The organism is Flavobacterium arabinosi (assembly GCF_048158725.1).
Lineage (GTDB): Bacteria > Bacteroidota > Bacteroidia > Flavobacteriales > Flavobacteriaceae > Flavobacterium > Flavobacterium arabinosi.
Genome location: NZ_JBLNKX010000001.1, coordinates 351,257 through 375,967 on the forward strand (window position 1 = coordinate 351,257; position 24,711 = coordinate 375,967).

Annotated in this window: 18 protein-coding genes; 14 read left to right on the plus strand and 4 right to left on the minus strand. The window is 35.2% G+C overall.

All coding sequences use genetic code 11. The features are described from left to right. The first annotated feature begins 324 nt into the window (after nt 1–324). Nucleotides 325–1,050, plus strand: coding sequence for a metallophosphoesterase family protein (locus tag ACM55K_RS01425; protein ID WP_416848442.1), 726 nt, complete (start codon nt 325–327; stop codon nt 1,048–1,050). Between the two features lie 44 nt (nt 1,051–1,094). Continuing rightward, nucleotides 1,095–1,589 carry a DUF6646 family protein gene (locus ACM55K_RS01430; RefSeq protein WP_416848443.1) on the plus strand — a complete coding sequence of 165 codons (495 nt, stop codon included), beginning with the start codon at nt 1,095–1,097 and terminating at the stop codon, nt 1,587–1,589. A 129-nt stretch (nt 1,590–1,718) separates the two neighbouring features. Here the strand turns inward: ACM55K_RS01430 and amaB are convergent, their stop codons facing one another. The 3 genes from amaB to ACM55K_RS01445 form a co-directional block, all read right to left on the minus strand. After that, nucleotides 1,719–3,266: an L-piperidine-6-carboxylate dehydrogenase gene (gene amaB, locus ACM55K_RS01435; protein ID WP_416848444.1), complete on the minus strand. Its 1,548-nt coding sequence runs from the start codon at nt 3,264–3,266 to the stop codon at nt 1,719–1,721. Nucleotides 3,267–3,581: 315 nt separating this feature from the next. Then, the gene (locus tag ACM55K_RS01440; protein ID WP_416848445.1) at nt 3,582–4,121 is read right to left on the minus strand and encodes a 3-hydroxyanthranilate 3,4-dioxygenase; all 540 of its coding nucleotides are present in this window, start codon (nt 4,119–4,121) and stop codon (nt 3,582–3,584) included. A 39-nt stretch (nt 4,122–4,160) separates the two neighbouring features. After that, complete coding sequence (locus ACM55K_RS01445; RefSeq protein ID WP_416848446.1) at nt 4,161–5,294, minus strand: endonuclease/exonuclease/phosphatase family protein; 1,134 nt, start codon at nt 5,292–5,294, stop codon at nt 4,161–4,163. A 212-nt stretch (nt 5,295–5,506) separates the two neighbouring features. On the opposite strand from ACM55K_RS01445, the gene ACM55K_RS01450 reads away from it, so the two are divergent. The 12 genes from ACM55K_RS01450 to ACM55K_RS01505 all read left to right on the plus strand — a co-directional run bounded on the left by ACM55K_RS01450 (nt 5,507) and on the right by ACM55K_RS01505 (nt 23,623). Further along, a complete protein-coding gene (locus ACM55K_RS01450; RefSeq protein ID WP_416848447.1) occupies nt 5,507–6,403 on the plus strand; it encodes a S66 peptidase family protein in 897 nt (298 codons plus the stop codon). Nucleotides 6,404–6,471: 68 nt separating this feature from the next. Continuing rightward, nucleotides 6,472–6,831 carry a YraN family protein gene (locus tag ACM55K_RS01455; protein ID WP_416848448.1) on the plus strand — a complete coding sequence of 120 codons (360 nt, stop codon included), beginning with the start codon at nt 6,472–6,474 and terminating at the stop codon, nt 6,829–6,831. Nucleotides 6,832–6,938: 107 nt separating this feature from the next. After that, nucleotides 6,939–7,595, plus strand: coding sequence for an aspartate kinase (locus tag ACM55K_RS01460; protein ID WP_035669162.1), 657 nt, complete (start codon nt 6,939–6,941; stop codon nt 7,593–7,595). A 278-nt stretch (nt 7,596–7,873) separates the two neighbouring features. Then, nucleotides 7,874–8,437, plus strand: coding sequence for an RNA polymerase sigma factor (locus ACM55K_RS01465; protein ID WP_416848449.1), 564 nt, complete (start codon nt 7,874–7,876; stop codon nt 8,435–8,437). A gap of 238 nt (nt 8,438–8,675) precedes the next feature. Beyond that, the gene (locus tag ACM55K_RS01470; RefSeq protein ID WP_416848450.1) at nt 8,676–9,845 is read left to right on the plus strand and encodes a FecR family protein; all 1,170 of its coding nucleotides are present in this window, start codon (nt 8,676–8,678) and stop codon (nt 9,843–9,845) included. A 129-nt stretch (nt 9,846–9,974) separates the two neighbouring features. Beyond that, a complete protein-coding gene (locus ACM55K_RS01475) occupies nt 9,975–13,238 on the plus strand; it encodes a TonB-dependent receptor (protein WP_416848451.1) in 3,264 nt (1,087 codons plus the stop codon). 10 nt (nt 13,239–13,248) lie between these two features. Further along, complete coding sequence (locus tag ACM55K_RS01480) at nt 13,249–14,742, plus strand: RagB/SusD family nutrient uptake outer membrane protein (protein ID WP_416848452.1); 1,494 nt, start codon at nt 13,249–13,251, stop codon at nt 14,740–14,742. Nucleotides 14,743–14,755: 13 nt separating this feature from the next. Beyond that, a complete protein-coding gene (locus ACM55K_RS01485; RefSeq protein ID WP_416848453.1) occupies nt 14,756–15,832 on the plus strand; it encodes a SusE domain-containing protein in 1,077 nt (358 codons plus the stop codon). Between the two features lie 130 nt (nt 15,833–15,962). Continuing rightward, nucleotides 15,963–17,345, plus strand: coding sequence for an alpha-amylase family glycosyl hydrolase (locus tag ACM55K_RS01490; protein ID WP_416848454.1), 1,383 nt, complete (start codon nt 15,963–15,965; stop codon nt 17,343–17,345). Between the two features lie 343 nt (nt 17,346–17,688). Beyond that, nucleotides 17,689–19,848 carry a glycoside hydrolase family 97 protein gene (locus ACM55K_RS01495; RefSeq protein WP_416848455.1) on the plus strand — a complete coding sequence of 720 codons (2,160 nt, stop codon included), beginning with the start codon at nt 17,689–17,691 and terminating at the stop codon, nt 19,846–19,848. A gap of 107 nt (nt 19,849–19,955) precedes the next feature. Continuing rightward, complete coding sequence (locus tag ACM55K_RS01500; protein WP_416848456.1) at nt 19,956–22,715, plus strand: T9SS type B sorting domain-containing protein; 2,760 nt, start codon at nt 19,956–19,958, stop codon at nt 22,713–22,715. Nucleotides 22,716–22,735: 20 nt separating this feature from the next. After that, nucleotides 22,736–23,623: a PorP/SprF family type IX secretion system membrane protein gene (locus ACM55K_RS01505; protein ID WP_416848457.1), complete on the plus strand. Its 888-nt coding sequence runs from the start codon at nt 22,736–22,738 to the stop codon at nt 23,621–23,623. A gap of 280 nt (nt 23,624–23,903) precedes the next feature. On the opposite strand, the gene ACM55K_RS01510 is transcribed toward ACM55K_RS01505, so the two are convergent. After that, nucleotides 23,904–24,671, minus strand: coding sequence for an SDR family NAD(P)-dependent oxidoreductase (locus ACM55K_RS01510; RefSeq protein WP_416848458.1), 768 nt, complete (start codon nt 24,669–24,671; stop codon nt 23,904–23,906). Nucleotides 24,672–24,711 lie beyond the last annotated feature (40 nt).

Here is a 24,711-nt window from a genome sequence, read left to right on the forward strand (position 1 = left end):
TACTGAAATAGTGATTTGTATAAGCGTTTAAAGTTTTTTCTTCCAAATTAACTTCGAAATAATAAGTATGAATCCTAGCTGTCCTGAGCCGGATACAATCGCAGAGGGCAGTCGCTATATAGAACCATTCGAACAGCTTTACGTACAACACAACTTTTGAAAAAGCCATAAATAACTTAAAAATTGCCTTTCAAAATAGTATTCATGATTGAAATCAAAAAAATTGTCTAAAAATTCTTTCTTCCTAACTCTTTTACCTATTTTTATGAGTTCAAAAATGCTTTTCTGCTATTTTTGGATACAAATTAATTGAGACTACAAGAAATGAGAACACTCGTGATAGGCGATATACATGGTGGTTTACATGCGCTGCACCAAATTATGGAAAGAGCCAATGTAACTATAAAAGACACTTTAATCTTTCTGGGAGATTATGTTGATGGCTGGAGCCAGTCCCCACAGGTAATTGATTATTTAATTGAATTACAAAAGAAACAAACCTGTATTTGTATTCGCGGGAATCATGATGATTTATTGCTGGAATGGCTTAATAAAAGTACCGACAATCTCATGTGGTACAAGCACGGAGGCGAAGCAACGGTTATTGCCTATGAAACAGTCGATGCAGAAACCAAGCAAAATCATATTGAATTCCTTCAGTCATTGGAAAATTTTCATCTTGATGAACAAAACCGTTTGTTTGTTCACGCTGGCTTTACGAATATGAATGGTGTTAATTTTGAATATTTTCCTGGACTTTTTTATTGGGACAGAACCTTATGGGAAACTGCTTTGGCATTGGATAAAACCATAAAATCTAATGATTTATTTTATCCAAAACGATTTACATTATACAATGAAATTTATATTGGCCACACACCCGTTTCTCGAATTGGTAAAACAATTCCGGTTCAGATGGCCTGCGTTTGGAATTTAGATACTGGTGCTGCTTTCAAAGGTCCTTTAACTATTATGGATGTTGACACAAAAGAATACTGGCAAAGTGAACCTTTGATGACTTTATATCCAAATGAAAAAGGTAGGAATTAGTTTAAAAAAACTATTTTTGCAAGAAATTATTAAATTTCAAGAGTATGAAAAAGATTATTACATTGGCATTATTGCTGTCATTTAGTTTGATAAACGCACAGGCTTTTACAGGAAAGGGTGATGCAAAATTTAATGTAGGCGCTAATATTCAAGATGGCGGAACTGGAATTCAAATATCTAGTGATTTTGGAATTGGCGAAAACTTATCTTATGGATTTGTTGGGTCTTATTTACTGGGCGTTAATGAAGTTCTAGGTGAAAAACCAGAATTCAAAGATCGTTTTGATGCTAAATTTAGAATTAATGCCAATCTAGGAAACGTGCTAAAAATAGATGAGAAATTAGATGTTTATCCAGGTTTGAATTTGGGACTTAGAAACTTTGGTGGACATGTTGGCATGCGCTATTTCTTTTCGGAAGGTTTTGGTATTTATTCTGAAGCTGGTTTTCCTATAGCAAAATACAATAGTAATTCTGAAACTTTTAATCATTTAAACAACCAATTTACTTTTAATATTGGTGCTTCGTTTAACATGTAGAACGGTTTTAACCGAAAAAATAAAAGATTTTTAGTTGAGTTCGCTTAGCAATTCTTAATAAAAAAAGACAATTTGAAATTTAACTTTCAAATTGTCTTTTTTAGTTTAAGCTAGTTTTGTTATGCTATGCTACAAATCAAATCTTATTCCTTGTGCCAATGGCAGTTTTGCACCGTAGTTGATTGTGTTAGTTTGTCTTCGCATGTAGGCTTTCCAAGCATCAGATCCCGACTCACGTCCGCCACCAGTTTCTTTTTCACCACCAAAAGCACCGCCAATTTCTGCTCCTGAAGTACCAATATTTACATTAGCAATTCCGCAATCAGAACCAGATTGAGAAAGAAACAATTCCATTTCTCTCATGCTATTCGTGAAAATAGAAGAAGAAAGTCCTTGCGGAACTCCGTTTTGTAATGCAATCGCTTCTTCAATTGTACTGTATTTCATTACGTATAAAATGGGAGCGAAAGTCTCCGTTTGAACGATATCAAAATGATTTTCGGCTTCAATAATACATGGTTTTACGTAGCAACCACTTTCGTATCCTTCGCCTTCCACTAATCCGCCTTCCACAATGATTTTTCCACCTTCTAGTTTTGCTTTTTCAATCGCATCCAAATAATCCTGAACGGCTCCTTTGTCAATAAGTGGCCCAACATGATTATTTTCATCTAATGGATTTCCAATTTGCAATTGACCGTATGCACTTTTCAATACGCTTATGGTTTTGTCATATACACTTTCGTGAATAATTAAGCGTCTGGTTGATGTACAACGTTGTCCCGCTGTTCCTACTGCTCCAAAAACCGCTCCAACTAATACCATACTGATATCCGCATGCTCCGAAACGATAATCGCATTGTTTCCTCCCAGTTCCAGGATTGTATTTCCAAAACGTTCTGCAACTGTTTTTGATACGTGACGCCCAATTCTTGTTGATCCTGTAAAAGATACTAACGTAATTCTTTTATCATTATTAATTAAATCCCCAGATTCATTTCCTGTTACTAAGCAACTCACTCCTTCGGGAACATTATTTCTTTCTAAAACACTTTTTATAATATTCTGACATGCAACACCGCATAAAGGGGTTTTTGAACTTGGTTTCCAAATCGCAACATCACCACAAACCCAAGCTATCATTGCGTTCCAGCTCCAAACAGCTACCGGAAAGTTAAACGCCGAAATAATTCCAACAGTTCCTATTGGATGATATTGCTCGTACATTCGGTGCATTGGACGTTCAGAATGCATTGTCAATCCATACAACTGGCGGGATAAACCCACTGCAAAATCACAGATATCAATCATTTCCTGAACCTCACCATATCCTTCCTGAAGGCTTTTTCCCATTTCATAAGAAACAAGTTTCCCCAGAGGTTCTTTAAATTTTCTTAATTCATCTCCCATCTGACGAACGATATCACCTCTTTTAGGAGCCGGAACCATGCGCCATTCCAGAAAAGCTGCCGAAGCTTTTTGCATCGCTTTTTCATAATCTTCTTTAGATGAAGTTCTCACTTTTCCTATTAGAGTTCCGTCTGCCGGAGAGTAGCTTTCGATTATTTTTCCGTTTGCAAAATTGTCTGCTCCGGTTGATGTTCCTTCATTTATGGCTACAATTCCTAATTGTTCAAGGGCTTCTTTTATTCCGAATCGATTTGCTATTGTTATCATTGTAACTTTTTTATTAAAAATTGTTATATTTTTTTTTACAAATATATTATTTTAAGCTGAAATATTAAAGATTGGTTCTTTAATATATTATTTTACAGCTAAATTATTTTTTGTAAAATATGTCCTTTTAAAAACACTCATAAAACAGTAATCGCAAGAGAATTTTTTCCTTCGTTTGCTGGACAAAATTATCTGGCATCCGGTTTTAGCCCCGATGAAAGTGGCATCCTTTCTAGTCCTGAACTTGTTTCGGGATCCTGAAACAAGTTCAGGACTAGAAAGATATAACGTACAGCGGGAAATAGCTCCTGAAAATTATTTTTGGGCAACAAATCTAGGGTCGGTTTCCATTACAGTTCCACATTTTTCGCAGGTTCTCAACTTTTCTGAATTATAGAAATGTTCGAAATGTGGTAGAAAATCTTTTTCGATATTATGCAGTTCAAAATAGACTTCATGCAATTTATGATTGCAAGTATCGCAAAACCAAATCAATCCATCCGTAAAACCTTTTCCAACTCTTTTTCTTTCGATCACTAAACCTATTGAACCCTCCGAACGAACTGGAGAATGCGGAACCTTCGCAGGATGAAGATACATATCGCCGGCATGAAGTTCCATTTCTTTGCGCTCGCCATCATCCTGAATAATTACTTTGATGGATCCTTCTAGTTGGTAAAATAATTCTTCGGTTTCGTTATAATGATAGTCTTTTCGGGCGTTTGGCCCCGCAACAATCATCACGATATAATCACCGGATTCTCTATACAAATTTCTATTGCCAACTGGTGGTTTCAGCAGATGACGGTTTTCGTCTATCCATTTATTGAGGTTGAAAGGTTTTGCTATTGCCATTTTTTTTAATTTAAATGTAAAGTTATGAAATAAAAAACGCTAATGTTTTTCTTTGATTAAATAAATATAGACTGGAAAATGATCGCTAAATCCTATTTCGGTTGCAGAATGCCGTAGCGGATATCCTTTGTATTGACCGCTGGTTTGTATGAGAAATGATTTGTTGTAAATTCCTGCTTTCCAATAGCGAAAAGAGGAATAATCCGGTTTTAACAGGGATTGTGAAACCATGATTTGGTCAAAAATATCCCAAGCGTCGCGATGAGCGAGAGTTCCCATCCCGTTTTTGGCCATTTCTTCGAATGGATTGTAAATTCCAAGTGGTGAAACTTCGGTCTTTTTAGCTTTTGCGCCAAGCGCCACTTTCACGCTTTTATTATAAGGTCCATCATTTAGATCCCCCAATGTAATCACTTTAGCATTTGGGTTTATTCTTTGCAGGGAATCAATAATCTTTCTGTTTAATGCGCCCGCAGCTTCCCTAAACGGACTTGATTTTTTCTCTCCGCCAGAACGCGATGGCCAGTGATTGACAATTATATTAATCTCTTCACCATCCAGAAAGCCGGTTACCAAGAGTTGGTCTCTGGTATATAACCGATTATTTTGTGTGCTTATTTGTAAAATATCATCGGTTTTTTCATCGGATTCTGTTTTTAAAATCGCTGCCGTTTTTAGGTTATTTTTGTAAACATACAAAGGAATGTTGCTATAGGTTGTAGGCTGAAACTGTTTTTTTTGATATAATAAAGCCACGTCTATTCCTCTTTTATCTGGTGAGTCAAAATGTACTATTCCGTAATCTTTACCGATCAATTTGGGCTGCTTAATTAAATCTTCCAGAACATCCCTGTTTTCAATTTCGGAGCCAGCAATAAAGGTAGGCGAATCTGAATTTTCGGCAGAACCAATTTCGGATAGAACCCTTGCCATGTTTTCCAGTTTATGATGGTACTTTTTTGACGTCCATCGTTCCGCTCCTGCTGGCGTCCATTCATCATCATTCGTTTTAAGATCATTTATCGTATCAAAAAGATTTTCGAAATTATAGAATGCAACAGTATGAATCACATAATTCTTTTGCTGAGCAACCGATTTTGTTAGCGGAAGAAATAAAAACAATAACGGAATCAGGCGGGGAATTCTAATACGTATAAATTTATTTTCAATCATAAATATGGATTCTTATTGAAACGTTTATTGTAAAAATAGTCATTTGAAGATGCAACTTAAAACTATTTTGTAATTGTCTATATTTGTTTTAGAAAAAAGCAACAGATATGCATGCTACCCGATTTTATTTTATAAACAGAGATTTTATTTTATATAAATTCCTAATTCTTATTTTTGTTTTCCAATCTTTCAATTCTCAAGCTAACACACTAATGATTACACCACCAATTTTACAAAAAGGAGACACGATAGCCATATTGGCAACAGCCAGAAAAAACATAGACGACAACTTGAAACCTGCAATAGATTTATTGCACAGTTGGGGACTGGAAGTGGTTATTGGAAAAAGTATTGGTTTAGATGATAATCAATTGGCGGGTACGGATGAACAACGTGCCGCTGATTTCCAAGAACAGCTAGACAATCCAAACATCAAAGCAATTTGGTGCGTTCGCGGTGGTTATGGTACGGTAAGAATGATCGATTTATTGGATTTCACCAAATTTAAACAGCACCCAAAATGGATTATTGGTTTTAGCGATGTCACCGTTTTACACAATCATTTGAATACAATGGGTTTCAAATCTATTCATGGCATTATGCCCATCAGTATTCCAAAAGCAACTCCTGAAGCTATTGAAACTTTACGAATTGCGATGTTTGGGGAATCATTAAAATATACAATTGAACCAAATATGATGAACCGATTGGGTGATGCTTCCGGTGAATTGGTTGGTGGGAATTTATCTATTTTATATAGTTTATTTGGCTCAAAATCAGCGATAGATTGCACCGATAAAATACTGTTTATCGAAGATTTAGATGAATATTTATATCATATCGATCGTATGATGATCAATCTAAAACGTAACGGCTGTTTAGAAAGTATAAAGGGAATTATTGTTGGTTCGATGTCAAAAATGAAAGATAATGATATTCCTTGGGGGAAAAACGCCCTTGAAATAATAGAGGATGTCACTAAAAAATATAATATTCCTGTTATTTATAATTTCCCGGCGGGACATATTCATGATAACAGAGCATTGATTTTAGGGAGTAAAGTGACGCTGCATTTGGATAAAAATTCCAGTAACGTAGTTTTTGAGTAAAAAAATTGATTTTTAATTGCAGATGTTTACGAACTGAATACTGCGACTGAACACTGACTACTATTTTCATGGCTGAACATAACGAACTGGGGAAAATTGGAGAAGAAATGGCTGTAGAATACCTTCAAAAAGAAGGCTATATCATTCTGGAAACCAATTGGACTTTTCAAAAAGCTGAAGTTGACATTCTTGCCCAAAAAGAAAATACACTTGCTGTTGTTGAAGTAAAAACCCGTTCATCTCTCGAGTTTGGTTTACCACAAGATTTTGTAAAACAAAAAAAAATACAGCTTTTGGTAAAGGCTGTAGATGCTTACTTAAGTAAAAAAGATCTGGACATTGAAGTCCGTTTTGACATTATTGCCATCCATAAAGAAGGCAAATCTTTTGTAATTGAACACCTTATAGATGCTTTTTATCATTTTTAACAAAAAAAATCAATGTTATATTTGTAACAAATTGTTTTTTATCTATCTTTGCAGAGATTTTTGACACTCTAACTAAGTAAAAACTACGTAAAAACACCTAACCAATTATGAAAACTGTTTCATCCATTGTAGAAAATTACATCAAAACAAAGCCTTTTCTATTGAATGCTTTATCTCTTGGAATCATTAATTTGACTTCCTTATCACGGAATATAATGACTGAATTAGAATCTGAATTTGGTAAAGAAGTAAAACAAGGTGCGGTAGTTATGTCTCTAAAAAGACTTACAGAAGAGTTGGATTTTAGATTAAATCATAAAATAAATAAAGTAATAAAGAACATCGGAGAGATCACAGTTCGCTCTGAACTAACCGATTATACTTTTGCAGCATCAGATACCGTTTTAAACAAACAAGCGGAACTAATCACCGATTTGAATGCTTTCCCAGATATTTTTTATACCTCATCAAGAGGCGTAAATGAAACTAATATCGTGGTAAGTAATACGATAAACCATTTGGTTGACAAACATTTTGCCAACGAAAAATTGATTCAAAAACTGGATAATCTGGCTTCGATAACCGTAAAATTACCTAAAGAAAACATCGTTGTTCCTGGTATTTACTATTTTATCTTCCAACGTTTGGCTTGGGAAGGAATTATCATCAATGAAGTAATTTCGACTTCAAATGAGTTTACAATTTTAGTAAGCGAAAATGAAGTAGATGTCGCTTTTAAAGTAATTAAAGATTTAAAGAATTAATATTTCTTATTCTATATTTTAAAGCTTCCAGCCTTTTTTGAAGACTGGAAGTTTTTTTATTATAAATTTTATTTTTGAATTAAACGGAATTCTGTTTTTTATTCAAACCACACTCTACTTATCTATAAAGTTTTGCAAGCAAATTAAAACCCGTTTTTTACTCAAAGGAATCGATGCGAATAATATTTTTATATATTTGCTAATTCATCAGGCAATTAAGAGGCTAGAATTGAGAGTGTCTTATTATAATCCCAAAAAAATAAAGGGTATCCAAATTAATGTCAGAAACAAAAAACTTTAGCGAACAATTATTGATTAGTGAACTCAAAAATCACAACGAAAAAGCATTTCGTTCCCTTTTTGATTTCTATTACCAAGATATTTATGGCTATAGCATAAGTATTCTGAAGTCAAAAGAATTAGCTGAAGAAAATGTTCAGGAAGTATTTTTGAAAGTTTGGTTGCATCGAGAAAACTTGAATTTAGAGCAATCCTTTAAATCCTATTTGTTCACCATTGCCAGAAATCAAGCCTTTAATTTTTTGAATAAAGCCGCCAATGATGTACTTCTAAAAGAAGAGATTTTCTACAAAATTCAAAAATCTCATGATCAGGGTGATTATTCCATTCGAGAAGCCGATTGCAAAAGACTAAAAAAACAAGCCATCAAGCAACTGCCTCCCAAACGCAAGCTTATTTTTAAAATGTCACGTAAACAAGGTAAAACCTACGAAGAAATCAGCCATGAATTAGGCATTTCTGTAAATACAGTAAAAAGCCAAATGAGTAAAGCACTGGAATCAATGCGGATTTTTTTTAAGGACCATGATGGCATCTTATAAATCAAATTAAAAAATTAAGACCTCAATCACTCTTTATGGGTGATTTTTTTTGGTTTTTTTAAAAAAAAATTATTTCATAAAAATCAAACAATATCAGTAATAACAAGGGATGACAAGTATTACAGCTATTTGTTTGAAATTATTTTATGTTAAAATTAAAAAAATTATAACGTTTGAGTAGTAGTCAAATCCACTTCAACTGTATTATATAGTACAGGATCAAAAAACCCAATTCGAAATGAATGAAAATTCAGAAACACAAAAATTACTTCATAAATTTATTTTAAACCAATGCAATTTGGAAGAAAGTAATGAAGTTGTTGACTATTACAGAAAAAACAAACTTACTACTGATTTTCCAACAGTTGAAGACATAAAAATACTAGTAGATGAAATTCCAGAAATGGATGAAGCGACTGCAGATAAAATATTTTCTAAAATATTAATTAGCGCGAAAGAAACGGAATCAACAGCGATTGAAACCAAAAAGTTTCCAATGTTCAAATACATTTCTGTTGCAGCATCGATTATTGTTTTGTTATCCATTGGTTGGTCTTATCAACACGGTTTTTTCAAACAAAAAAATGATCTAATTATAAATAGCAATGATATCACTTTGCAATTAGCAAACGGTGATGTTCAAATTATTTCAGCCGGTAATAAATCCCAAGTAACCGACTCGGAAGGAAATATTGTAGCTAATCATAATGGAAATAAAATTGCCTACGATACTGAAACCCCTTTAGAAAAACTAGTTTACAATACCATCAAGATTCCATACGGAAAACGATTTGAATTGGAATTATCTGACGGAACAATTGTACATCTGAACTCAGGAACCACACTTAAATATCCGGTACGATTTATTGCCGGTGAAAACAGACAAGTTTTTCTGGATGGAGAAGCTTTTTTTGATGTGACAAAAGATAAAAAACACCCTTTTATAGTCAATGCAGATAATTTGAACATTCGTGTTTTGGGAACTCATTTTAATGTTTCCAGCTATCCTGAAGATAATTTAACCGATGTAGTTTTAGTAGAAGGTTCAGTAGGGTTGTATACTGCAAATGAAAAATTTGATGCCAATAAAAACACCGTTCTTAAACCCGGATACAAAGGTAGTTTTAACAAGAAAGACAATCATATTGAAACAAAACCTGTTATTACCTATGTTTATACTTCATGGATGGAAGGGCGATTGACATTTAAGAACATGACTTTTAACGATATAACCAAAAAACTGGAAAGACGCTACAATGTTACAATTGTTAACCAAAACAAGAAATTGGCTAATGAGAAATTTTATGCCAGTTTTGGTGATGAACCAATAGAAAAAGTACTGAGTTACTTTAATGATGTTCACGGTATTAATTACACCATAAAAAACAATGAGATACTTATTAAATAACCCTTAAAAATCAATGAAAAATGACGAGTTAACTATTGAAGCATAAAAAAATCGGAAAGAGCTGCGAACAATTTCCGATTGAATAAGTGATTGAACCTAACTGATTAAATACAATCTATTTACAAAATTATGAAAAAAAAACCAAAGAATAGTGGGATACAATTCCCATTGTTCCAAAATAACCTAAAATTGAAACTAACTACTCTCCTTCTTTTGGTGGCCATGTTTAATATCCGAGCCAATACTTATGCCCAAAAAACAAAAGTAAGTTTAGAATTAAACAACACAACCGTGGAAACGGTTATCGAAACCATTGAGCAAAAAACAGATTTTCGATTTATTTATAAAATGAATGATATTGATTTAAATCGTATCATTTCTATCCGTGTAAAGGACCAAACAATTGATGTAGTTTTAGAGAAACTATTCAAAGGAACTGGTACGGATTTTAAAGTTCGGGATACTCAAATTATTTTAAAAAAACCTCTTATTGAAAAAACAGATGAGAAGTTTTATCTAAAAAAGACCATCAAAGGTAAAGTATCTGATGAAAATGGGATGCCCCTTCCCGGCGCATCCATCATTGAAGAAAAAACAAAAAAAGGAGTTATTACTGATGCTAACGGAAATTTTGAAATAACCGTTGAAGACAGTGATGCTATGCTTCTGATATCATATATAGGATATAAACAAAGAAGAGTTTCTGCAAATCAAGACAATAGCATTATTCAACTTTTCCCAGAAACAACTACTTTACAAGAAGTTGTATTGATAGGTTATGGATCTTCTACCAGAAAAGATGTTACAGGTGCAGTTTCTTCGATTGCTGCCAAAGACATGAATCAAGGTGCGGTTGTCAACCCACTACAATTAATTTCCGGGAAAATGGCCGGGGTAAATATTACCCAAACGGGTAGTGAGCCAGGTACGGCACCAAGTGTAAGAATTCGTGGAATATCTTCTTTAATTGGTGGGAATGATCCTTTAGTTGTTGTGGATGGTGTTCAAGGAAATATGGATTTATTAAACCAAATTCCCCCAAGTGAAATTGCCTCGATGGACATATTAAAAGATGCTTCTGCCACTGCCGTTTATGGTTCAAGAGGTGCTGCAGGTGTAATTATTGTTAGTACTAAGAAAAATAAAGCAGGAAAAACATCTGTGGAATATTCTAGCTCAATGGCTGTCGATTATATACCTAGAAAACTAGACATGCTGAATGCTGATCAATGGTGGCAACAAGCGCAATTAGTTGGAGTTCCTGCTTCGGCTAATCATGGCTCAGATACGGATTGGTATGGTATTCTTACAAAAAGTGGCGCTACGCAAACACATACGTTATCTTTTGGTGGCGGAACAGATAAATTTAGTTACAGAGCTTCGATAAGTGCTATTTTACAAGATGGAGTTGTTATCAATACCAGTAATCAAAAATATATCGGTAGAATTCAAGCCACCCAATCGGCGATGGATGATAAATTAAAATTGACTTTCAATCTTAACAGTGGAGTTACCAATGCAACTAATAGTATTGGAAGCATCGGAAGAGCAGCATTTACATCTAATTTAATTACAAATGCTTATGTGATGCGTCCTACAGATCCTGTTTACAATACTGATGGAAGTTATTTTACAGATCCAAATATTTTTCAATACCTAAATCCTTATGCCGCAGCACAAACTGTTACTAATCAAGGACAATATGATAATTTATTTGGAAGTTTTAAAGCTGATTTAGATTTATACAAAGGCTTAACAGCAGGTTGGTTTGGAAGCTGGAGAAAAACGAATAGTACAAATGGATATTATCTTCCTGCCGAATCGACTAATGCCTATGCAAAGGACCAAAAAGGATATGCTAACATTAGTAACAACAAACAAAATGAAAGATTAATGAATATTAGTCTTTCGTATAAAAAAGTATTTGGGGACCACAGCATAAACGCTTTGGCATTATACGAATGGCAAAACCAAACCTATCAAGGTAATTTTGCACAAGCCAAAGGTTTTATAAATGATATTGCCACTTATAATGCGTTACAATTGGGTGATTTGTCCAAAGTACAACCAGGAGATATTAGTTCTTATAAAAACGACAGAACCTTAGTTTCGTTTTTAGGACGTATAAATTACTCCTTTTTAAACCGATATTTATTTACGGCCAGTATCAGAAGAGATGGTTCTTCAGTATTTGGTTTAAATAATAAATGGGGAGATTTTCCATCAGCTTCGGTAGCTTGGCAAATAGACAAAGAGCCTTTTATGGCTAATCAAACTATTTTCAGCGAGTTAAAATTACGTGGAGGATATGGTGTTACGGGTAACCAGCAAGGGTTATTTCCACAAAATTCTATTTCGTTAGTAGGTGGATCTGGAGTAACTTATTTTGGAGGTCAACAAATTACCAATTTCAATGTGACTCAAAATGCTAATGCAGATTTACGTTGGGAAACAAAAAAACAAACCAACATCGGAGTAGATTTTGCTCTTTTAAATAACAGAATCAGAGGAACTGTTGATGTTTTTACAGCAACTACTGATAATCTTTTATTTGATTATACTGTTCCACAACCTCCATTTCCTTTCAATACAATAAAAGCTAACGTAGGAAGTCTATTAAATAAAGGACTGGAAGTTGCCTTAGGATATGATTTGATAAAAACAGAAAACACAACACTTACACTTGCCGGGAATGTATCTTTATTGAGAAACAAAGTATTAAACTTAAGCGGTAGCATAAACGGAGTTCCGTTAAATACTGATAATGTGTCTTGGGGACCAAGTTCATTTTTGATAGCTGGACAGCCTATTGGGACTTTCAACATCTTACATCATACCGGAAAAGACAATGCAAATTCTGAAACTGTACTTGATGTTGACGGAAATGGAATCATCGATCAAGGAAATACAAGTCCAGATCGTTTGATAAAAGGTTCTGCTTTACCAACTTATACGTATGCATTTAACCCCACTTTCCAATATAAAAACTTAGATGCCTCTATGCTATGGAGAGGATCAGGAGGAAACAAAATATACAACGGCTTGCGATCAAGCTTAAGTTATTTAGAAAATATCGGTAAAGCAAATATTCTAGACAGTGCCATTCCATTAGGATTATTCACTTCTAAATATGGTTCTGATTTATGGCTTGAAGATGGTTCTTTTCTACGATTAGAAAATGTAACTGTTGGCTACAATTTTCATTTTGAAAAGATCAAATACATTGAATCTGTTCGCCTTTCTCTTACCGGAAATAATTTACTGTTGATTACACCCTATTCAGGAATTGATCCCGAATTAAATATGAGTGGTAGTAATGGCTTTGGAGGCGATAATGGTATTTATCCCCGTACCCGAAGTTTTGCCTTTGGTTTGAATGTAAAATTTAAATAGTAAAAGAAAAATGAAAATCAAAAATATATTGTTAATAGGAAGCTTAAGTTTCTTATTACTTGTTGGTTGTACCAATGTTGATGAAAAAGTATATGATAAATATACAGCAGACGACTTTTACGGATCTGCGCAAGGAGCTGATGTTGCATTGGCAAGTGTTTACGCCCAAGTTGGCGGGAATTGGGATGGTGTAGGATATGCTGGAGCAGACAGAGGTTGGTATGACTTAAACTGCTTTAGTTCGGATGAACAAGTTATTCCTCATAGAACAACCGGTGACTGGGAATTAGATTTTGCTCGTTTATACAAACACGATTGGTTGCCAACGGATTCTTTTATAAACAACACTTGGAGATGGTTGTACAAATCTATTTTCAATGCCAATTTAGCCGTTAACCAATTAGAAAAATCAAATGCTGAGCCTTCAAAAATTGCCGAAGCTAAAGTATTGAGAGCCTTTTTCTACTATTTATTGATAGATGATTTTGGAGATGTTCCTTTCTACACGGATAATAATATAACTGTAGACCAAATTCCACAATCAAGCCGTAAAGAGGTTTATAATTTCATCGTAAAAGAGTTAACCGAAAATGTAGAAACTCTTTCGGCTACCAAAGGGGGAAACTATTACGGAAGATTTAATAAATGGGCCGGATACACTTTATTGGCCAAAGTATATTTGAATGCCGGAGTATATAGTGGTACTCCAGAATGGGAAAAATGTTTGGCGGCTTGTGATAAAGTAAGTGGTGGTGGATTCTCACTTCATTCCGGTGCAGCTAATGCTTCCAGTCCAATGGGAAACAAATACTATGAATTATTTGGTGATGTACTTCCGGATGATGAGACCATATTAGCCATGTTTGTTACTGCAAATGTAGTATCCCGTAATATTTTTACGGTTCGAAGCCTAAACGGACCGGACGCCAATAACTTATTTGGCTATAGTGGATGGAATGGTACCATTGTCCCTAAAGATTTCTTTATAAAATACGATGACAAAGACATTCGTAAAAAACAATTCCGTTATGGAGACCAAGGTGGGGGTGTAAATTATTCTATTGATGTAGCGTCATTAGACAATCCCGGTGCCGCACCTCAAGCTGGTGTTCGTAATACTAAATTTTATCCTGTTACGCCTATGGATGGTGGTGGAGCATCAAATGATTTTCCTATCTATCGTTATGCAGATGTATTATTAATGAAAGCAGAATGTAATGTTAGACTAGGTAATGCCGCTGCTGCAAAACCATTCATAGATCCTGTCAGACAACGTGCCGGACTTGGGATATTAGCTGCAAATCCTACATTAAACGATGTTTATAATGAGCGAGGATTTGAGTTGAATTGGGAAGGACACAGAAGACAAGATATGATTCGTTTTGATAAATTCTTATTAGCAAATGATTTCAGAGGTGTTTCTGCTAATTACAGAAAATTGTTCCCAATACCAACAGCGGCATTGGATGCAAACAAAGGAATAAAACAAAATCCAGGTTACTAAACATAGAACTATTATGAAAAAATATATAAACAAGTTATTCGTAATTTGCGCGTTACTTTTCCTTGGTGTATCCTGTGAAAATGATGCCATACTTACCTCTTTAAAAGAAGTGAATTTTTCAGGTCCAATTGAGGCTTCTTCAAACGCTATCGTAATTTCTACAGAAAATGAAAATCTATCTGTGCTAACCCTATCATGGCCTGCGGTAACATTTCCTGTAAATGCACCGGTAACGTATGCGTTGGAATTTGATCTTCCAGCAGATGCCATTGGAGCTACAGCTTGGTCTAAAGCAGTTCGTATTGAAGTTGGAGTAGATGTATTAAGCAAAGCTTTTTCAGGAAGTGACCTTAATAAAATGGCTATTAAATTAGGCCTTCCAGTTGATGTTGCAGGAAAAATAGTAGTTCGTGTAGAATCAACTTTGGACAGAAAAATATATTCAAATCCTATAGAATTAAGGGTAACCCCTTTTGCTAAAAAAGTGGTGTTTGGATCAATCTATATGCCGGGAAGTTACCAAGGATGGGATATAGATACTGCTGCAGAACTAAAAGCAATTGATAGCGGTATTTTTCAAGGATATGTGACTTTTCCAGAAACACAAGGTTTAGGATTTAAATTCACCAATGAAAGAAGCTGGAGTCAATTTTACGGAGCTGACGTCAATGGAAATATCGTTAATGGTAGTGATACTGATTTTCAAATTGTAAAAGCGGGTTCCTATCAAATGACTGTAAACCTAAACACTGCAAAATGGACAGCTACTCCTTTTTCTTGGGGTGTTGTGGGGGATGCAACTGAAGGAGGTTGGGATAATTCTACCAATATGTCTTATGACCACCAACTAAAAATATGGAAATTTAAAGGCGCTTTAAAAGTTGGAAATTTAAAATTCAGGCTTAATAACACCTGGATAATAAATTATGGTCCAAAAAACAATAATGAGGGTAAAGTATATCTGGACGATCCTGGTGCTCATTATATAAGTGAAGCCGGTACGTATGAAGTAACGTTTTCTATACAAGAAAAAGATGCAACAACCGGTCTTTATCCTGCTACTGCTACTTATAAAGTCACAAAAATCTAATAAACAGAATACTCGTTTAGCATAAAAATGGTTTAGTTAGTTATTTTAAAAAGCAGCCTTCTTTTTTGAAAAAAGAAGAGGGATGCAGCCATTTCTAAGTTCATAACGGTTATTATTAAAAATCAAAAAAATGAAATTATATATCAACATCGTTTTTATACTTATCTTTTCTTCGGTACTGGCTTCATGCAGTTCTTCGGATAATGAGTCAACTCCAGCTCCGGCTTATCCACAATTTGGAACACGGTTTGAAAAAATGCCTAAAAAAGAAGATGCCGTCATTTATCAAGTAAACATTCGTGCTTTTAGTCAGGCAGGAACTCTAAAAGGAGTTCAGGAAAAACTAACTGCTATTCAAGAGCTTGGGGTTAATGTTATTTATTTAATGCCTATTTATCCTGTTGGAGTAGTTCGATCAGCAGGTGGATTAGGATCTCCTTATGCTGTTAAAGATTATAAAGCTGTAAATACAGATTTTGGAACTTTGGAAGATCTACGCGTTTTGGTCGAAGAAGCCCACAAAAAAAACATGGCAGTTATATTGGACTGGGTTGCGAACCATACTTCATGGGATAATGCCTGGATTACCGCTCACCCAGATTGGTATCAAAAAGATGCTAATGGAAATATTATTATTCCTCCAGGAACAAATTATAATGATGTCGCTCAGTTAGATTTTACTAATACTGAAATGCGAAGTGCGATGATTGATGCGATGTCTTATTGGGTTTACAGCGCAAACATAGATGGTTTCAGATGTGATTATGCTGATTTTGTACCTCAGAATTTTTGGACAGAAGCCATTACCGCTTTAAGAAAAATCAAGAAAAATCAAAACCTATTAATGCTTGCAGAAGGAACAAAAGTGACTCAATTTGCCGCAGGTTTTGATTATACTTTTGGCTTTAACTTCTTCAGTGCTTTGGAAAAAGTTTTTAAAGAAAATAAATCTGCTACTACTTTACAGGATTCGAATGCTACCGAATATGCTAACAATTATAATCCTGAAAATAGAATTGTTAGGTATACAACCAATCACGATGTCAACCTTTCTGATGGCACACCGTTAGAGTTATTTGGTGGAAAAAAAGGTTCTATTGCAGCATTTGTAGTTGCAGCATACATGAATTCAGTACCTATGATCTATAACGGACAAGAAGTAGGATACAATAAAAGAATCCAATATTTTACCCGTACCCCTATTGACTGGAGTACTGCCGATTTAGATATGCTAGCCGAATATAAGAAGATCATTGCTTTCAGAAATTCTAGCGATGTGCTAAAAAAAGGAACTTATAAAGGATATAGTAGTGATGCTGTAAGTGCATTCACTATGGAAACCGCTACTGAAAAAGTCTTTGTGCTATCTAACTTAACTTCCTCAACAGTCAATTATACTATTCCTGTTTCATTATCTAAAATGACTTGGAAAGATGGATTTACCGGTGCTGCAATAACAGCAACTACTCAAATAAGCTTATTGCCGTTTCAATATAAAGTATTGAAAAACTAATGCTGAAAATTAGTTTTAGGTAACATTCGTTAGCCAAAACACTATTCTATTTTTATTGTCGTAAAACACAAAGGCACAAAAGATTTAATTCATATCACTTTCTTGCTTTTAAGCAATTTGATAGTTTATTTAAATTTTTAAAATACTTCGAACCTATGTGTCTTTGTGCTTTTGCGTCAATTTATTAAGGATGGACTAACGTTCATTCCTGCAACGCTGTGAAAGTTCCGCAAGAACGATTCATACCTATTCAGCGCATTCAAAAAACAGTTAAAATCTAAATTAAAGCACCACTATTAAAACCAGAATAGCATCTCTTTATTAATAAAAAAAATAAAAAAATATGAACTTTAGACTTAAAAAAATACGTCTTCATGCGTTATTTCTATTCGTTTGTGCAAGCCCATTATGGATGCTCGCGCAAGAAATCAATTCGCCTAACAAGAACCTTGTTCTAAAATTTGAATTGAGAGAAAATGGAGTACCTTCATACCAATTAACGTACAAGGGAAAACCGGTTATCAAACCCAGTACTTTAGGAATAGAAACAAAAGATGTAGCATCATTCATTGATGGCTTTTCTATTACAAAAACAACCCAAACGGCTGTTGATGTTAATTGGGATCCTGTTATGGGCGAACAAAAAACGATTCGTAATAATTACAACGAACTGCTAGTTACTTTGGCGCAAGCCAAAAACAACAACCGCTACATCCGAATTCGGTTTCGTTTATTCAACGATGGATTGGGCTTTAGATATGAATTTCCAAAACAAAATGATTTGAATTATTTTGTAATCAAAGAAGAGCGTACCGAATTTCAATTGGCAGGAGATCATAAAATTTTCTGGATTCCGGGAGATTATGACACAAATGAATATGCTTACACTACATCAAAGATTTCGGAGATTCCTTCGTTGATGAAAAAAGCTACCGTTGAAATTAATTCCCAATTTCCTATCAAAAACTTGGCGGTACAAACGCCTTCCATGATGAAATCTTCAGATGGCTTATACATCAATATTCACGAAGCGGCATTGATTAATTACCCCGCCATGTCTTTAAACGTGGATGCCACGACTTTCAAAATGAGCAGCCATCTTACGCCGGACGCTGTCGGGAATAAAGGATACATGCAAACGGATGCTCAAACGCCTTGGAGAACGATTGTGGTAAGTGATAAGGCCACTGATATTTTGGCTTCAAAACTAATCTTAAACCTTAACGAACCTACAAGTTACAAAGATGTTTCTTGGATAAAACCAGTGAAATACATTGGAATTTGGTGGGAATATTTCGTGGCTGGAAAAAGTACTTGGGCATACGGAAAAGAGAATAATGTAAAATTAAATCAGGATTTTACTAAGCTTACGCCAAATGGAAAACACGGAGCGACAACGGAACATGCCAAAGAGTACATTGATTTTGCAGCAAAAAATGGTTTTGATGCCATCCTTATCGAAGGTTGGAATGTAGGTTGGGAAGATTGGATTAACAACTGGAAAGAAGAAGTATTTGATTTCACAACTGCTTATCCTGATTTTGATGTAAAAGCAGTACATGAATACGCTGCCGCAAAAGGCGTAAAGATTATCATGCACCACGAAACTTCTGGAGCTGCAACAAACTACGAACGTCGTTTGGACCGTGCTTTTGAGTTTATGAATGCCAATGGATATGATGCTGTAAAAACAGGTTATGTGGGTAAAATTATTCCGCGTGGTGAACATCATGACGGACAATGGATGGTCAATCATTACATCCACGTAGCAGAGCGCGCTGCTGATTATAAAATCATGATAGACAGCCACGAAGCGGTACGTCCTACGGGATTAAACCGTACCTATCCAAACTGGGTTGCACAAGAATCAGCCCGAGGAACAGAGTTTGAAGCCATGGGAGGATTAGCTCCGGAACACACCACTATTTTACCATTTACCCGCTTGATGGGCGGACCAATGGATTATACACCCGGTATTTTTCAAACTGATCTTACCTATTACAAAACTGGTGGAAACCAACGTGTCAATACTACTTTGGTAAAACAACTAGCCTATTATGTGACGATGTACAGTCCGTTACAAATGGCAGCTGACATTCCGGACAATTACAATCGTTTTCCAGATGCTTTTCAGTTTATAAAAGATGTTGCAGTAGATTGGGACAATAGTTATATCCTAGAAGCTGAGCCAGGAGATTACATCACTATTGCCCGTAAAGCAAAAGGTAAAAATGAATGGTTCGTGGGTGGCATCACTGATGAAAACGCAAGAACGGCAACTATTGCTTTTGATTATCTTCCAAAAGGTAAAAAATACACCGCAACAGTTTACTCGGATGCTAAAGATGCCAGTTGGAACGAAAAACCACAAAATTATACGGTTCAAAAAATCATAGTCACTTCAAAAAGTGTTTTGAAACAATACATCGCTCCCGGTGGAGGTACTGCCATCAGCATCAAAGAAGGGAATGCTTCAGAAATGAAGGATTTGAAAAAAATCTAATTTGAAGAATAAAACACAAACCATATTGCAAATACACCTGTTTTGTAATATGGTTTATTAAACAGAACCCAAAAAAAACACTAATACTAACTTAAAAACCAAAAACTATGAAAAAGAAATTACTCTTTTTTATTATTTGTCTTTTGACAATTTCTTTTGCAAATGCAAAAAAACCACCGCTTACTTCAATTGAAAAACACAATTTGGCATTTCAAGTCATAAGCATATTCGGAGACGCAACTCCGGGAGCTTGGGTAACCGATACGGATATGACAACTACAGACGGGAATATTTATAACCTTAATGGAGTTTCTCTGATTCCTGGTGCTTTAAAATTCAGAGGAGATCACGCTTGGACATTACCTTACAATTGGGGAGGAACAAGCTTTCCTTCAGGTACAGCAGTAGTTGATGCTAATCCTATAACTATACCAACTGCAGGTAACTATGATATTACTTTTAATAAAACGACAGGTGTTTATTCGTTTATCGTTTCGCCAGTAAGCTTTCAAGTAATAAGCATTTTTGGTGACGCAACTCCGGGAGCTTGGGTAACCGATACGGATATGACAACTACCAATGGAACAACTTACACGCTGAAAGGAGTTAACTTGGTTTCAGGCGCATTGAAATTTAGAGGGGATCACGCTTGGACATTACCTTACAATTGGGGAGGAACAAGCTTTCCATCAGGAACAGCAATAGTTGATGCGAGTCCTATAACTGTAACAACTGCAGGTAAATATGACATTACTTTTAATAAAACGACTGGTGTTTATAGTTTTTCATTTCAAACCATAAGCATATTCGGAGACGCAACTCCGGGAGCTTGGGTAACCGATACTGACATGACAACTACAGAAGGGAATATTTATACTCTTAATGGCGTTTCTTTAATACCGGGGGCATTAAAATTTAGAGGGGATCATGCTTGGACATTACCTTACAATTGGGGAGGAACAGATTTTCCAGCAGGAACAGCAGTAGTTGATGCTAGTCCTATACCTGTACCAACTGCTGGTATTTATAATATTACTTTTAATAAAACGACTGGAGCCTATTCAATTACGATTCCACCAGTAAACTATCAAGTGATAAGTATATTTGGAGATGCTACTCCGGGAGCTTGGGTAACCGATACTGACATGACAACTACTAACGGTACCATTTACACGCTTAATGGAGTTTCCTTAGTACAAGGAGCATTAAAATTCAGAGGGGATCACGCTTGGACATTACCTTACAATTGGGGAGGAACAAGCTTTCCTTCAGGAACAGCAGTAGTTGATGCTAACCCCATAGCTATACCAACTGCAGGTATTTATAATATTACTTTTAATAAAACGACTGGAGCTTATTCATTTGCCACCCCACAAATAGTACATCCTATAGTAGGTTTAATTGGTGATGCGACTCCTGGCGGATGGAATACTGATACTGACATGGCAACTATAGATGGCATTCACTACACAATTAACGGAGTTTCTCTGGTACAAGGTGCATTAAAATTTAGAGGGAATCATACTTGGACATTACCTTACAACTGGGGAGGAACTAGCTTTCCATCTGGAACAGCTGTGGTTGACACTAACGGCATAACGATACCAACTGCAGGCATTTACAATATCACTTTTAACAAAACGACTGGGGTTTATATTTTTACATTTCAAACCATAAGCATATTTGGTGATGCAACTCCAGGAGCTTGGGTAACTGATACGGATATGACGACTTCAAATGGTATTGTTTATACACTTGACGGAGTTTCTTTAATACCAGGCGCATTAAAATTTAGAGGGGATCACGCTTGGACCTTGCCATACAATTGGGGAGGAACAGACTTTCCATCAGGAACGGCAGTTGTTGATGCTAATCCTATAACTGTGCCAACAGCTGGTGTTTATAACATTATTTTTAATAAAACTAATGCTGCCTATAGCATCCTTATACCCTCAGCACCAAGCGGATTAACATATACAACACCTAATATTTTTGTTACTGGTACAGGAATTACAAATTTAGTGCCTACTGTAAATATAGGTCTTGGCAATCTTGTTTATACCGTAAATCCAGCATTACCTGCGGGACTTCGACTGGACTCGGCAACTGGTATTATTAGTGGAACGCCAACAAGCATTCAATCTGCAACAGTATACACAGTATCTGCAACCAATAGCTATGGTTTTTCTTCAAAAACAATTAGTATTGAAATACAAGGAATACCAACAGCTTTAGCATATGCTGGAAACCTTAGGTTACCAATAAACATAGTAATGCAAGCGGTAGTACCAACTGTAACTTCAAATCCGGTATCAACTTTTAGCATCAATCCTTCTTTATCTGCCGGAATGATTTTTAATACCAGCACTGGAGCAATCAGCGGTAGACCAACTGTAGAGACAACTGCAATCAGCTATACTGTTACTGCTACGAATTCAATTGGTGCCACAACTAAAAATTTCACAATCGAAGTGTATAATGAAGATCATGATTTTGATGGTATTTTGGATGTAAATGATAACTGTCCTACAACCTATAATCAAGATCAGGCAGATATTGACCATGATGGAATTGGCGATGCATGTGATTTAGTTGAAATAAATGTAGCCGAAGGTTTTTCTCCAAATGGAGATAGTAAAAATGACACTTGGTTTATAAATAATTTAATAAATCATCCTAATTCCTCCGTTCGCGTATTAAACAGCACAGGAGCAGAAGTCTATTTTTCTAAAGATTACCAAAATGATTGGAATGGAGAATACAAAAACACCGGTTCAATTGTAGCTGTAGGTTCTTATTTCTATCAAATTGATTTAGGTAATGATGGTTCTATTGACAAACAAGGCTGGATTTACATTGCTAAATAATTTATAAATAAAAAAGTAACATGAAAAAAATACATTATATATTGGCAGCCGCACTACTCTTAATTGGTAGTTCGGTTTTTGCCCAACAAGAAGGCTCTTTCGCTTTTTACAAATACCACATGAATGTTATCAATCCCGCATATGCAGGTGTTGATGAGCAAACTGTAATTACAAGTTCCCTTAGAAATCAGTGGAGCGGAATTGCAAATGCACCAAAAACTCAGGCAGTTTCTTTTGGAATGCCAATAGCAAATAATCTTGGGTTCGGTATCTCAGTAGTCAATTCTTCTACTTTTATAGAAAAACAAACGGCTGTAGATATTAATTTATCTTATAAAGTAAAAATGACTCAAAGCACCGATTTGTATTTGGGTATCAACGCAGGAGGTACTAATTTCAATCTAAATACAGCTGGATTACAACTGTATTCTGTTGAAGCAGATCCTGCTTTTGGTTCCATCCACACCTTTAATCCCAACTTTGGTGCGGGTGCCTTATTAAAAAGCGAAAAATTCTATGTATCGCTTTCGGTTCCAAAATTATTGAATATCCAAAACGCAAAAAATGATAATGGATATGCAACAGTAGAAACCAACAAACCTAGAGTTTATCTAAGCGGTGGTTATGATTTTAATCTTAATCCAGCAGGTACATTAGTATTAAAACCATCTGTGTTGGCCAGGTATGTTACTGCTGCTCCATTATCTGTTGATTTCAGTACCATGCTGCAAATACAGAATAATTTTGAAGTTGGTGCATTGTATCGAACTGATAAAGCGTATGCAGCAATGGCTAATTTTATTCTTAACAAGAAATTCATCATTGGATATGCATATGAAATGAGCACTATTTCAACGATGGCCAGTGCTAAAAATACAAATGAGATTTTATTACAATATAAGTTTTAAATATAATTTAGATTTTTTTTAAACACCTCGCTAGAGGTGTTTTTTTATATTAATACGAATCATCTTGACGTTACTAAAAAAGTGATTATAAAATAAGGATATAAAAACAATTACTTTAAAAACACAAAAGGGTATATGAATTGATTTTCATACACCCTTTTTTATTATCAATTAAAAAGTAAAGACACAATTATACCATTTATAAATTCAAAATGGTCCAACTTAAATGAACTTACATGTTTAAAAAATCACCTGAACGTTTAAACTTACAATTTAGGTATTACAAATTCATTCCGCCCGAAACTTCTATACGTTGCGCATTAACCCATTTAGCATCGTCTGTACATAAAAAGGCCACTACACTTCCAATATCTTCCGGCAAGCCCACTCTTCCTAATGCCGTTACCGAAGCAATAAATTGATTTAATTGCTCGTTATCGCGAACTACTCCACCACCAAAATCGGTTGCTATAGCACCTGGTGCCACTATATTCACCCTGATTTTTCTTTCACCCAATTCTTTAGCTTGGTATTTGGTCAATGTTTCCATCGCACCTTTCATACTCGCATAAGCACCATATCCCGGAAATGAAAAACGAGTCAATCCAGATGAAATATTCACAATTCCACCGCCATCGTTCATTATTTCTAAAGCTTTTTGAGTTAGGAAAAACGGCCCTTTAAATTGAATATTAACCAAATCATCAAATTGAGCTGTAGTTGTTTTCAATAAACTTTCGTGAACACCTACGCCCGCATTGTTAATTAAAAAATCAAATTTTTCTGTATCGAAAGTGTTTTTTAATGCAATTGCTACATTTTGAAAAAACACCTCAAAACTACTCACTTCGGCAACATTCAGTTGAATGGCTCCAGCTTTCTGTCCCAAATTTTCAATTTCTTTTACAACAGCTTCCGCCTCTTCTTTTTTACTGTTGTAGGTTAACACTACGTCAAGTCCTTTTTTAGCAAGGCTCAAAGCCATGTCTTTCCCTAATCCACGGCTTCCACCGGTTACTAATGCTATTTTGTTTCTCTTTGATTCCATCTTAAATAGTTGTTTTAAATTAATACAGCAAAATTAGTAT